General features: G+C 40.7%; 12 protein-coding genes. 4 read left to right on the forward strand and 8 right to left on the reverse strand.

Going from position 1 to position 12,298, the window contains the following annotated elements:
• Nucleotides 1–11: 11 nt before the first annotated feature.
• Nucleotides 12–581, forward strand: a complete 570-nt coding sequence (locus AAEY55_RS02465; protein WP_011329223.1) for a mechanosensitive ion channel domain-containing protein — start codon at nucleotides 12–14, stop codon at nucleotides 579–581.
• A gap of 90 nt (nucleotides 582–671) precedes the next feature.
• Here the strand turns inward: AAEY55_RS02465 and AAEY55_RS02470 are convergent, their stop codons facing one another.
• The 3 genes from AAEY55_RS02470 to AAEY55_RS02480 all read right to left on the reverse strand — a co-directional run bounded on the left by AAEY55_RS02470 (nucleotide 672) and on the right by AAEY55_RS02480 (nucleotide 3,109).
• Nucleotides 672–1,730 carry a succinylglutamate desuccinylase/aspartoacylase family protein gene (locus AAEY55_RS02470; RefSeq protein WP_011329224.1) on the reverse strand — a complete coding sequence of 353 codons (1,059 nt, stop codon included), beginning with the start codon at nucleotides 1,728–1,730 and terminating at the stop codon, nucleotides 672–674.
• A complete protein-coding gene (gene rimK, locus AAEY55_RS02475; protein ID WP_011329225.1) occupies nucleotides 1,717–2,622 on the reverse strand; it encodes a 30S ribosomal protein S6--L-glutamate ligase in 906 nt (301 codons plus the stop codon). The genes AAEY55_RS02470 and rimK overlap by 14 nt, the downstream gene beginning before the upstream one ends.
• 64 nt (nucleotides 2,623–2,686) lie before the next feature.
• The gene (locus AAEY55_RS02480; RefSeq protein WP_086995212.1) at nucleotides 2,687–3,109 is read right to left on the reverse strand and encodes an ATP-dependent zinc protease; all 423 of its coding nucleotides are present in this window, start codon (nucleotides 3,107–3,109) and stop codon (nucleotides 2,687–2,689) included.
• Nucleotides 3,110–3,387: 278 nt separating this feature from the next.
• Here AAEY55_RS02480 and AAEY55_RS02485 point away from each other — a divergent pair, with 278 nt between their 5' ends.
• The 3 genes from AAEY55_RS02485 (at nucleotide 3,388) to AAEY55_RS02495 (ending at nucleotide 5,648) form a co-directional block, all read left to right on the forward strand.
• Nucleotides 3,388–4,359: a zinc transporter ZntB gene (locus AAEY55_RS02485; RefSeq protein WP_089368750.1), complete on the forward strand. Its 972-nt coding sequence runs from the start codon at nucleotides 3,388–3,390 to the stop codon at nucleotides 4,357–4,359.
• A 348-nt stretch (nucleotides 4,360–4,707) separates the two neighbouring features.
• Nucleotides 4,708–5,106 carry a hypothetical protein gene (locus AAEY55_RS02490; RefSeq protein ID WP_089368751.1) on the forward strand — a complete coding sequence of 133 codons (399 nt, stop codon included), beginning with the start codon at nucleotides 4,708–4,710 and terminating at the stop codon, nucleotides 5,104–5,106.
• Between the two features lie 71 nt (nucleotides 5,107–5,177).
• Nucleotides 5,178–5,648, forward strand: coding sequence for a hypothetical protein (locus AAEY55_RS02495; RefSeq protein ID WP_089368752.1), 471 nt, complete (start codon nucleotides 5,178–5,180; stop codon nucleotides 5,646–5,648).
• Between the two features lie 94 nt (nucleotides 5,649–5,742).
• Here the strand turns inward: AAEY55_RS02495 and rraB are convergent, their stop codons facing one another.
• From rraB to parE, 5 genes are all read right to left on the reverse strand, one after another.
• The gene (rraB, locus tag AAEY55_RS02500) at nucleotides 5,743–6,078 is read right to left on the reverse strand and encodes a ribonuclease E inhibitor RraB (RefSeq protein ID WP_011329231.1); all 336 of its coding nucleotides are present in this window, start codon (nucleotides 6,076–6,078) and stop codon (nucleotides 5,743–5,745) included.
• The gene (locus AAEY55_RS02505; protein ID WP_011329232.1) at nucleotides 6,078–6,791 is read right to left on the reverse strand and encodes a 1-acylglycerol-3-phosphate O-acyltransferase; all 714 of its coding nucleotides are present in this window, start codon (nucleotides 6,789–6,791) and stop codon (nucleotides 6,078–6,080) included. Before AAEY55_RS02505 ends, rraB begins: the two co-directional genes overlap by 1 nt.
• Nucleotides 6,792–6,966: 175 nt before the next feature.
• Nucleotides 6,967–9,261, reverse strand: a complete 2,295-nt coding sequence (gene parC / locus AAEY55_RS02510) for a DNA topoisomerase IV subunit A (RefSeq protein WP_011329233.1) — start codon at nucleotides 9,259–9,261, stop codon at nucleotides 6,967–6,969.
• A 10-nt stretch (nucleotides 9,262–9,271) separates the two neighbouring features.
• A complete protein-coding gene (locus AAEY55_RS02515; RefSeq protein WP_011329234.1) occupies nucleotides 9,272–10,366 on the reverse strand; it encodes a sorbosone dehydrogenase family protein in 1,095 nt (364 codons plus the stop codon).
• A gap of 33 nt (nucleotides 10,367–10,399) precedes the next feature.
• Nucleotides 10,400–12,289, reverse strand: a complete 1,890-nt coding sequence (parE, locus tag AAEY55_RS02520; protein WP_011329235.1) for a DNA topoisomerase IV subunit B — start codon at nucleotides 12,287–12,289, stop codon at nucleotides 10,400–10,402.
• Nucleotides 12,290–12,298 lie beyond the last annotated feature (9 nt).

A 12,298-nucleotide genomic window follows, 5' to 3' on the forward strand; every position in this document is an offset into this window, starting at 1 on the left:
AGACTATAACTTTGGAATTGTTAGCTCTGCTTGGCACCCAATATAAACTGGTCGTTACCCTTATTGCGTTATTACTTTTTCCGATACTGTTAAAAGGTACTAAAAAGCTTCTCGAAAAAGCTATTAAAGGAAAAATAGACCTACACCGAAAATATCGTGCTGAGCTATTACTTAAAATTATCCTCGCATTTGTGATGTTATGTTTAGTGCTGGTATTTTGGGGTATCGAGCTACGTGGACTCCTAGTACTAGGTTCGTCGCTATTTGCTATGCTAGGTGTTGCACTGTTTGCCGCTTGGTCATTACTTAGTAATCTCACCGCTTTTTTACTGATGTTTATTCAAAATGACTGCCGCGTTGGCTATTGGGTACGTATTGTTGATGGCGCAAATAGTATTGAAGGGCGCATTATAGAAATGGGCTTAATGAATGTAGTGCTTGAGCACATTGACGGGCATAGAGTTATATACCCTAATAACTTATTTGTAACTCGTCCGGTACTGGTTTTAAACAAAGAACCTAAGCCAACAAAAGCACCGGTAATTAGGCGTATTATTGGCCCCAAAAAGCCAAATAAATAGTAATAAAAAAGCCGTTTTGTTATCCCAACTGGGTTAACTAAAACGGCTTTACAATTTATTCTATCTATATTTAGTAGCTTACTATTATAACTAGTTATTTAACTCAGCTGTTTTAAGCTCATCATCTAAATCATTTATTTCATCAATAAAAGTGCCAAGCTGTTGCTCAACCAAGCTATTTGCATGAGCAAAATACGCAATATGAAACACCGCATCACCCTCATTTACTAATGGCATAGTTTGCTGGCCAATAATAATTCCACTGCGTGGTGCTGGTAGCTCAAGTTCAGAGTCGCCAAGTGGGCTGCTAATATAAGCAAGTACTTGCCCCTTAGTAACACGCTCTCCAAGCGATACCTGCGCACGCACAATGCCATCTACATTAGCACGCACCCAACTTGTAGAGCTGGCTATAATAGGCTCAGGAAGCTTTCTAGGACGCTTACCACGGATCATTTTTAAATGGCGCATAACATAGTCAACGCCTTGTACACCTGCAGCAATCGCAAATGGGTCAAAACGCAGTGCTTCACCGGCTTCATAAGTAATAACCGGGATCCCTAAGTTAGCGGCTTCGCTGCGCAGTGAGCCATTACGTAACGAGGCATCTATCACTGCGGGTGTACCAAATGCTTTAGCCATTTGTGCGGTGGCTTCATCGGCTAAATTAGCGCGTATTTGCGGTAAGTTAGTGCGGTGAATAGCTCCCGTATGTAAATCAATAATATGGGTACAATGTACTGCCACTTGATTAAAAAACATATACGCCATACGACCAGCCAGCGAGCCACGCTCTGAACCCGGAAAACTGCGGTTCATATCGCGTCTATCAGGTAAGTAGCGCGACTTATGTATAAAGCCAAACACATTTACAATCGGCACCGCAATCAGCGTGCCGCGCAACTGGTTAGGATCTATTTTAGCAAGTAATTGCCGCACCACTTCTACGCCATTGAGCTCATCGCCATGAATAGCCGCACACACCATAAGTACCGGCCCTTCCATAACACCATTAACCACTTCAATTGGAATATTAAGTGGAGAGTGGGTATAAAGTTTTGCCGCTTCTAAGGCCAGCGTTTTACGCTCGCCTACGCCAACACTTTCACCTAATAAGGTAAAAGAACGGTTAATTTTAACCTTTGCCACGAGTTGCTGTTCCTTTACTTGATGCTGTTTTTTCAATGAAATCAATCACCATGCCTGCAATATCTTTACCTGTTGCTATTTCAATGCCCTCAAGGCCTGGTGATGAGTTAACTTCCATCACTAAAGGACCACGTGATGAGCGAAGTAAATCAACACCGGCTACATTTAAGCCCATCGCTTTAGCAGCTGCAACGGCTGTTTTACGTTCTTCTGGCGTAATACGCACTAATGTAGCGCTACCACCACGGTGAAGGTTTGAGCGGAACTCACCTTCTTGTGCTTGGCGTTTCATTGCTGCAATCACTTTGTCACCTAAAACAAAACAACGGATGTCAGCACCACCGGCTTCTTTAATGTATTCTTGCACCATAATGTTAGCTTTTAAGCCCATAAATGCTTCAATAACACTCTCAGCCGCTTTACGCGTTTCAGCCAATACCACACCAATACCTTGCGTGCCTTCTAGTAGTTTAATTACTACCGGCGCACCGCCTACCATTTCGAGCAAATCTTTTACATCATCTGGTTTACTAGCAAAACCAGTCACTGGCATACCTACACCTTTACGAGATAAAAGCTGTAATGAGCGCAACTTATCGCGAGAGCGAGAAATAGCAACCGACTCGTTTACTGGATACACGCCCATCATTTCAAATTGACGCAGCACCGAACAGCCGTAAAACGTAACTGATGCGCCAATACGCGGAATAACTGCATCAAAGCCTTTTAAGTTTTCACCACGATAGTGAATTTCTGGTAGCTCAGAGTTTATATTCATATAACAACGCAGTGCATCTACTACTTTAACTTCGTGACCACGAGCTTCAGCCGCCTCAATTAAACGACGCGTTGAATACAATTTTTTGTTGCGAGATAAAATACCAATTTTCATAATTTAAACCTTAATAAGTACGTATTATTTTAGAAGCTTAGTCCCTCTAAAAGTTAATACATCCTTATAATAAATGAGATAAAGCCGGGTCAACGACTATACGATTTTCCATGGCTGTACGCCCGAGTAACATTCTAAACTTCATTGTTGCGCGGCTAGTTAAGGTAATTTCTATAGGCCAGCTATATTTACCCGCATGCAATGTTGTTTCTATAAAGTAACGTAACTCTTTTTGCCCGCCAGAGCTGGTTACGTGCTTCTTCTTTTTAACTTTTGCATTGCAAACAACTTGTGTTTCTTCATCTTCTTGCAATGGCTGGGTAATAAATTTAACCCACTTTTCGCCATCAACTTCATACTCTTCTATATTAAGTGCATGAATACATGAGGTGCGGGCACCGGTATCAATTTTTGCTTTTACTTTCTCGATGCCTAGCTCTGGTAAACTCAACCACTCACGCCAACCAACGGTAATCTTTGCTGTCATAAATGTGCCCTTAATAAAAAAGTGTCTTATACGCTACCGGAAAAAAAACACCAACAAAATAAATTTATCAAGTCGACAAATTGATTTGATTGATCTTTATAGCCGACTAGTTTAACAATATAAGCGTAACAAACTAGTCAACTTTAAGGGCCAAAAACCCCCTTGTTCGAAGCGCTAAATAAATTTAACTTCTTAAAAAAGAAAGATAAGTTTAATTTACTAAAGTAAATACACTATAGTAAACGGTATTAAAAACACACCATCTATGAGAAATTATTATGATTAATGGCTTACTTCACGCCCTTGTACTTGATGAGCAAGGCGGTGCGCGCACTATAGAAAACAGCGCCGAACTACATAATTGGCAACCAGAGCAAGGCAAGCTTTGGGTGCACATGGATTATAGCCAAGCTGACGTTGTCACTTGGCTAAAAGGCTGTGAATTTTTAACCGACTACGAATTAGAGTCGCTAACTGCAGACGAAACTCGTCCACGTATCACCTCTGCTACAAACGGCCATATGTTATTTTTACGCGGTATTAATTTAAATCCGGCACAAAGCCCTGAAGACATGGTTTCAATTCGCCTTTTTATTAACGATGATATTGTTATTACTACCCGAAAGCGTCGCTTACTATCTATTCAAGATATTTTAGCTTCATTTAGTAACAATACCGGTCCGCGCAGTATTTCTGAACTCGTCTGCACTATCACCCAAAAACTCACTTCCCGTATGGAAAGTGTTATTGATGCTTTAGATGAAACCCTAGATGAATTTGAAGAAGAAATAGATGAGCCAAGCAAAAAGTTTGATAATCAAGGTTTGTCGCAATTACGTCGGCAAACTATTGCTTTAAAACGCTATTTAAAGCCACAAAAAGAAGCGCTTATTAGCATGGTTAATCATCACTATTCATGGCTCTTCGATGAGGATAAAGCTAAGCTTAATGAAACCACTAATTTACTAACTCGTTACCTTGAAGAATTAGACAGCTCAATAGATCGGGCGCAAATTATTCAACAAACAGTCACTAACCAAGTATCTGAGCAGCTAAATCAGCGTATGTATGTTATGTCGGTGGTGGCTGCATTATTTTTGCCACTGGGCTTTTTAACCGGCTTATTAGGCGTAAACGTAGGCGGCATACCTGGCACAGAAAGCCCTTATGCGTTCACTTTATTCGTCGTGTTTTTAGTTGTACTTACCGGCAGTATTGGCGTGTACTTTAAAAATAAAAAATGGCTGTAACAATATAAATTAATTATTTAGTGGAAGTAACGCGCTACGGGTAAAGCAATAAGCAAAGATAGCTTATAAATACGCTAGGTAATTTAAGGTGAGCCGCATCAGGTTTTTATGCAATAAAAATCTGATGCGGCTCTAAACACGCAAAAAAATTCAAATATAAAACCCTCTATATTCTCCTAAAAACAAACTACACCAAAATAAAGCAACAATTTAATTACAATAAACTAGCAAAACTCTTAACTATTTGTTACTAATATAGGAAATAATAACTAGGAAGCTCTGATAGTATTGCCTCCTAGTCTTTCTCTATAATGCCTTTAAGCAAGTGACCGCTTTAGGAGTTATTGTGTGACCAAATTAGTACTGTGGTTTATTTTTGCGTCTATGACTTTATTAGGTTGTAGCTCGGTTAAAGAGCCAACCTTTAATAACGATATTGTAGTGATTGATGTAGCTGATTTGAACCAATATTGGGTTGCTAAAACATCTAAGGTAGTTTTCTTACCTGGGCGTCCAAAGTGGATACCTAAAGGAATGGGTAAAGCATCTTTTTTTATTACTATTGATTCTAACGGAACTTTGGTTAGTAGAGAGTTAATTGACTCCATACCTAATGATTGGATGACACAAAAAATATTAGATAAAATGCCAATACAACAATATAAGCCTTCCATAACTAACCCGACTAAAATTCCGGTTAAGGTTAAAATAAACCCAGAATTAAAGGCACTTGTTGATATAACTTAATACTGATTAAACGTGAATATTTAAAACACTAAACTGCAACATCTGGTTGCTTTATATTTTAAGGAAAAATAATGAGAAAACTCGGAATTTCAATTGCTTTATTAGCTTTAGCAGGCTGTGCGTCAACAAATTATTCAGACTTTGACGTTAGTGAAGCTGTAATATCAAAGCTTAAAATTAACGAAACTCATAATTTAAATGAAAGGCAGCATAAGCTAGAAATATCTTTTGATTATGAAATATCTGAATACGTAGATACGAACAATTTATATAATTGTTCTGTACAGTTTTTAGCTTTAGATGGCACAACAATCTCAATGTCGAATGGTAAAAAATCACCTTGTGAGTTGAATAAAGCCAAAGGCAAAAAGTCTATAGTATGGCCAACCATATTAGATAAGGCGCACTCTCCTTCTGAAGAGCAGCTTTCTAAAATAAAGTACCCTATAGAATACTTTGTAGCTATTCATCAACGAACAGGTAAAAACACGAATAGAATAATCGGAAAGTCCGCCATCCAAGTTAGCACGGTAAAAATATAGCTCACTAACGATCTAATACAGTTTGTAGAGATTATACCAATATAAAAAAGGCGAACATTTTACAATGTTCGCCTTTTTTATAACAGTCAGCTAATTACTCTTGAAAGTAAGTGCCCCAACCGTCGTATTCTACTTCGCATTCAACAGCAAGTGCTGCCAGCTTATCAACGTCTTCCATTATTACGTCAACATCAAGCTCTGACTCTACAACTATGTCAAAACTCCAAATTTTTGCACCGTCTTCAAGCTCAAGCTCTGCTGGCTCTTCTACATCGTAGCCTAATTTAAAAGCGGCTAATGCGGCCTGCTCTAACTTAGGGAAGTCTTCACATACAAAGTGATGTTCTACTTCGTAAAGTATTTCAGGGTCTGAACCATCTTCGAGTAATGAAGATACGATGTCTTCACTTATTTCACGCCAGTTTTCCATTAATTTTCTCTCACTTGAGCATCTAATTCAGTTATTTTAGCAGCCATAATACTGTGCACACTTTTAGCGTGCTCGCGCGCGCTGATGTTTTTATCAAGCGATATGGGGGCTAACATTTCAATATAAATTGTACCATTATCCCAACGATTTAGTTTAATGGTTTTATGCGTTGTGCTCATACATACGGGCACTATGGGTACTTGCGCACTTAAAGCGGTATGAAATGCGCCTGTTTTTAAAGGTAATAAACCGCGTCCGTAACTGCGTGTACCTTCTGCAAACATCCATACTGATAAGCCATTTTTCTTTATTTTTTCAGCGGCTTTAGAAATAGTTCCCGCAGCTTTTGAGCGGTTTGTACGATCAATTAAAATATTCCCCGAAAGCCAATACAACTGACCAAAAAATGGCACCCACTTTAAGCTTTTTTTACCTACGCTCACGCAGTTTTTAGGCACCATTGCAGGAATAGTAAATAAGTCATAACTATTTTGATGATTTGCCACATAAACCGCAGGACCAAGATTTACGCTATCCGGATGGTACTTTCGTACAACTTTAACGCCCAGCATTTTTGCTACTGAGCCAAACCAGCTCGCTATAATATGCACATTATTAGGATGAAATGGCCTCACTATTGATAACAGTAACCCAAAAATACAACTTAATAATATAAACAACAGCATAATAAAAATACGTATAACAGCAAGCAACAGAGCGTCTCCAAATATAATCGCGTTAAGCCAGCGGCTATTATAACGTTATTTTATGATCTACACGAGAAAATAGCGCACAAGTGTACGCTCAATTTTATAACAAACTAAATTTATAACAAAAAAATGGCCTGCATAAGCAAGCCGTTTAATATGAGCGAATGTGAATTAATCGCTACTCATCAATAGCATTTTCAATTGGCTCGTCGTTTTGCGGGCTAAACTCTACAACAGCTTCGTCTACTCTTTGTAGGCCTCGTGGTAGTTTATTACCCCTACGCCCTCGCTCGCCATAATAATGCTCTAAATCACTTGGTTTAAGCGTTAGTTTTCGCTTACCTGCATGCAGCGTTACACTACTGCCCTCAGGCACTACTGCTAATACTTTTACAAACTCTTCGCGGGCTTGTACTTTAGCCCCCGGAATAGAAATTATTTTATTACCTTTACCTTTACCTAGTTTTGGTAAGTCGCGCAGCGGAAATAACAACATCCGCCCTTCGTTGGAAATGGCCATACAATAATCACTAGCGACCTCGTTAACCCTAATTGGCGACAGTAATAAACCGCCTTTAGGTACGCTCACCAATGCTTTGCCGTTTTTGTTTTTACTCACTAAGTCTTTAAAGTCAGTAATAAAGCCATAACCTGCGTCTGATGCCATAAGTAATACTTGGTTATCTTCACCCATTACTACATGCTCAAAGTTAGCGCCTGCACTAAGGTTAAAACGCCCTGTCATGGGCTCACCTTGGCTACGTGCTGAGGGCAGGCTATGCGCATCGGTTGCAAACGCTCGTCCTGCTGAATCTAAAAACACGGCGGGCTGGTTACTCTTACCCCGAGCTGAGGCTCTATAAGCATCACCGGCTCGATAACTTAACCCTTGCACATCTAAATCATGTCCTTTGCCAACGCGTGCCCAGCCCTTGTCTGAAAGCACCACAGTGACCGACTCTGATGGGATTAAATCTTTTTCATTTAACGCTTTTGCTTCTAGGCGTTCAACAACTGGCGAGCGACGGTCGTCGCCATATATTTCAGCCGCTTCTTGAATTTCTTTTTTAAGCAACGTTGACATACGACGATCTGAGCCTAGCGTTTGCTGCAATTTATCACGCTCTTTAGCGAGTTCATCTTGCTCACCACGTATTTTAAATTCTTCTAACTTAGCTAAATGACGAAGTTTTAGCTCTAAAATAGCTTCTGCTTGTATGTCTGTTAAATCAAAGCGCTCCATTAATACTGGCTTTGGTTTATCTTCGCTGCGAATAATTTCAATCACTTCGTCAATATTTAAAAAGGCTGCTAATAAGCCTTCTAAAATATGTAAACGCGCTAACACTTTATCTAAACGATATTGTAGACGTCGACGTACTGTTTCGCGTCTAAACACTAACCACTCGGTTAAAATAGTCAGTAAATTTTTAACTTGCGGACGCCCATCTAGGCCAAGCATATTTAAGTTTACACGATAGCTTTTTTCTAGATCTGTGGTGGCAAATAAGTGCGCCATTAACGGCTCAGCTTTAATGCGATTTGAACGCGGAATAATGACGATTCGAGTCGGGTTTTCGTGATCTGACTCATCGCGTAAATCGGCTACCATTGGCAGCTTTTTAGCGTTCATTTGCGCTGCAATTTGCTCCAGTACTTTACCACCAGAGCACTGATGTGGCAGTGCGGTAATAACTATATCACCCTGTTCTTGTGTATAAACAGCACGCATTTTGATTGAACCACGCCCAGTTTTATATATTTTGTGAATATCGGCTTTTGGGGTAATTATTTCTGCGTCTGTAGGGTAATCTGGCGCATGTACTAAAGTAAGTAATTCTTCAAGCTCAGTTTTTGGTTTATCAAGTAATAAGCAACAGGCACTGGCTACTTCACGCACATTATGAGGCGGAATATCGGTTGCCATACCAACTGCAATACCCGTTATACCATTGAGTAATATATGCGGTAAACGCGATGGCAGTACCACAGGCTCATCCATGGTGCCGTCAAAGTTTGGCGTCCAATCTACCGTCCCTTGGCCTAGCTCTTTGAGGAGTATTTCAGAGAACTTAGATAAACGTGCTTCGGTATAACGCATTGCCGCAAACGATTTAGGATCGTCGGCCGCGCCCCAGTTTCCTTGCCCGTCAACCAATGGATAACGATAAGAAAACGGCTGCGCCATTAATACCATGGCTTCATAACAGGCACTATCACCATGGGGATGGTATTTACCTAGTACGTCACCTACGGTACGGGCTGATTTTTTATACTTGGCATTAGCCGATAACCCCAGCTCGCTCATAGCATAAATAATACGTCGCTGTACTGGTTTTAAGCCATCGCCCACATGGGGTAATGCCCTATCCATAATTACGTACATAGAATAGTTTAAGTAGGCGTCTTCGGTAAAACGACCCATTGTTTGTTGCTCAATTCCTTGCATTAGCAAGGTATCTGTATCACTCATTAAAGCTTACCTAGTTTTTCTTATAGCTTACACGGTAGATCACATTGGCGTAATCATCGCTTACCAATAGACTGCCGTCACCTAATTCTGCAAATGCAACAGGGCGTCCATATGTTGTTTCGTCTTGCATAAAGCCTGTAATAAATGGCGTATATTTAGTTACACGGCCTTGCTCAATGCTCGCTAATGCCACTTTATAACCTGACTTTTTAGAACGGTTCCACGAGCCATGTTCAGCAACAAATAACTGCTGCTTATAGCTTGCTGGAAATTGCTTACCGTTATAAAAATGAATACCCAAAGGCGCTACATGCGCCGGTAAGGCTAGTGCAGGTGAAGTATAGTCGGCAATTTTTTTACCTTTTCCAAATTCAGGGTCAATAATCGCGCCTGCGTGAACATACGGAAAACCAAAATGCTCGCCCTCTTTAGTGACTCTATTTAACTCATCTGGCGGAATGTCATCCCCCATCATGTCGCGACCATTGTCGCTAAACCATAACGCTTGTGTGCTAGGGTGAAAGTCAAACCCTACTGAGTTACGTACGCCTTGCGCCAGTGTAGTAATTTGCTTGGTTTCTACGTTTAACGCAAAAATACGGCCAAAACGCTCGTCTTCAGCGCAAATATTACAAGGTACACCAACCGGAATTATTAGCTCGCCAGTTGGGGCAAAGCGTAAAAATTTCCAACCATGATGTCGCTCTGATGGCAGCGCATCGTAAAGCACCTCAAACTGTGGGTTTTTTAGTTGCGTATCAATATTTTTAAAACGAATGATGCGGTGTACTTCACCAACATATAAATCGCCATCTTTCATTGCTAAACCTGAAGGCATATTTAAGCCTTCTGCAACCAGCATTTTTTTATCTGCTACGCCATCGCTGTTATGATCAATAAGTGCATATACATTGCCTGCTTTGCGCGAGCCAACATATACTATGCCTTTTTTTGATACTACAACTTGCCGTGCATTTTCAACATCACTGGCAAATAAGCTAAGCTCAAACCCCGGGGCTACCGTGAGTTTATCTAATATATTTTTAGCCATTACGGTATTGCTAGTTAAACCTAGTAATAGCACTATTTTTAGTACCGTATTCATATATTCTCCTTGTTTTTTAAACGCAGACGCTAATTAAACTTGTGCCTTGTTACCGTGATCCTCTAGCCATTGACGCCTATCTGCAGAGCGCTTTTTAGCCAGTAACATATCCATCATTTCCATGGTTAATTCTTCTTCATCCAAGGTGAGTTGCACTAAACGCCGGGTATTTGGATCCATAGTAGTTTCACGCAGTTGCAACGGGTTCATTTCACCCAAGCCTTTAAATCGCTGTACGTTTACTTTACCGCGTTTTTTCTCAGCTTCAATGCGCGCTAAAATACCGGTTTTTTCGTCTTCATCTAGTGCGTAATAAACATCTTTACCAATATCGATTCTAAAAAGTGGTGGCATAGCAACATACACATGCCCTGCTTTTACTAGTGGCTTAAAGTGGCGCACAAATAAGGCGCACAATAGGGTAGCTATGTGTAACCCATCCGAGTCAGCATCGGCTAATATACATATTTTATTATAGCGCAGCGCTGTTAAATCGTCTGAATCTGGGTCTATACCTAATGCCACCGAAATATCGTGCACCTCTTGCGATGCTAATATTTGCCCCGAATCAACTTCCCAGGTATTTAATATTTTACCACGCAGCGGCATTATTGCTTGAAACTCACGATCTCGCGCTTGCTTAGCCGAGCCACCTGCCGAGTCACCTTCCACTAAAAATAGCTCGGTGCGATCGTTATCTGCGGCACTACAATCGGTTAATTTGCCCGGAAGTGCAGGCCCTGCGGTTACGCGTTTACGGATCACTTTTTTAGCAGCACGTAAACGTCGCTGCGCATTAGAAATACACAATTCAGAGAGTTGCTCTGCAATATCGGTATGCTCGTTTAGCCATAAACTAAAGGAGTCTTTTACTACGCCCGATACAAATGCCGCACATGAGCGCGACGATAACTTTTCTTTAGTTTGACCGGCAAACTGCGGATCTTGCATTTTAACTGAAAGCACATAACTACAACGCTCCCAAATATCATCTGGGGTGAGTTTTACACCTCGTGGTAATAAATTTCTAAACTCACAAAACTCACGCATTGCCTCAAGTAAACCTTGGCGTAAACCGTTTACATGAGTACCGCCTTGTGCGGTAGGTATTAAATTTACGTAACTTTCAGCTATTGACTCGCCCCCTTCAGGTAGCCAAATCAATGCCCAGTCAGCACCTTCAATTGAGCTTGAAAACTCACCTACAAAGGGCACATCTGGTAATGTTTCGTAGCCTTTAATGGCTTCAATTAAGTAATCTTTTAAACCCGTTTCGTAAAACCATTCTTGGGTTTCTTTAGTTTGCTTATTAACAAACTTAATGCGTAAGCCTGGGCATAACACGGCTTTAGCTTTTAATAAGTGATTTAGTTTAGTGATTGAATAGTTAGGCGAATCAAAGTAACTAACGTCTGGCCAAAAACGTACTGTGGTACCGGTATTGCGCTTACCCACCACGCCAATTACGCTTAAGTCTTCAACTTTTTCGCCATTTTCAAATGCCATTCTGTATTGCTGGGCATCTCGTCTAACGGTCACTTCTACGCGGGTTGATAGCGCATTTACAACCGAAATACCAACGCCGTGTAAACCACCCGAAAACTGATAGTTTTTGTTAGAAAACTTACCACCAGCATGCAGTTTGGTAAATATTAGCTCAACCCCGGGAATACCTTCCTCTGGGTGAATATCAATAGGCATACCACGGCCATCGTCACTCACTTCGAGCGAGTTATCTTCGTGTAAGATCACATCTATTCGAGTGGCATGGCCGGCCATTGCTTCATCGACACTATTATCGATAACTTCTTGGCCTAAATGATTTGGCCGCGAGGTATCTGTATACATACCGGGGCGGCGTTTTACCGGATCTAACCCATTGAGTACTTCAATAGCTTCGGCGTTATAATTTTGCTGACTCATAATTTTTAT

The organism is Pseudoalteromonas sp. 120-MNA-CIBAN-0494 (genome assembly GCF_040308885.1).
GTDB classification, from domain to species: Bacteria; Pseudomonadota; Gammaproteobacteria; order Enterobacterales; family Alteromonadaceae; genus Pseudoalteromonas; species Pseudoalteromonas nigrifaciens.

Excerpts from the sequence above, each read along its gene's own strand:
- rimK (WP_011329225.1), bottom strand. The coding sequence starts at position 2,622 with ATGAAAATTGGTATTTTATCTCGCAACAAAAAATTGTATTCAACGCGT.
- AAEY55_RS02480 (WP_086995212.1), bottom strand. The coding sequence starts at position 3,109 with ATGACAGCAAAGATTACCGTTGGTTGGCGTGAGTGGTTGAGTTTACCA.
- AAEY55_RS02485 (WP_089368750.1), top strand. The coding sequence starts at position 3,388 with ATGATTAATGGCTTACTTCACGCCCTTGTACTTGATGAGCAAGGCGGT.
- AAEY55_RS02495 (WP_089368752.1), top strand. The coding sequence starts at position 5,178 with ATGAGAAAACTCGGAATTTCAATTGCTTTATTAGCTTTAGCAGGCTGT.
- rraB (WP_011329231.1), bottom strand. The coding sequence starts at position 6,078 with ATGGAAAACTGGCGTGAAATAAGTGAAGACATCGTATCTTCATTACTC.
- parC (WP_011329233.1), bottom strand. The coding sequence starts at position 9,261 with ATGAGTGATACAGATACCTTGCTAATGCAAGGAATTGAGCAACAAACA.
- AAEY55_RS02515 (WP_011329234.1), bottom strand. The coding sequence starts at position 10,366 with ATGAATACGGTACTAAAAATAGTGCTATTACTAGGTTTAACTAGCAAT.
- parE (WP_011329235.1), bottom strand. The coding sequence starts at position 12,289 with ATGAGTCAGCAAAATTATAACGCCGAAGCTATTGAAGTACTCAATGGG.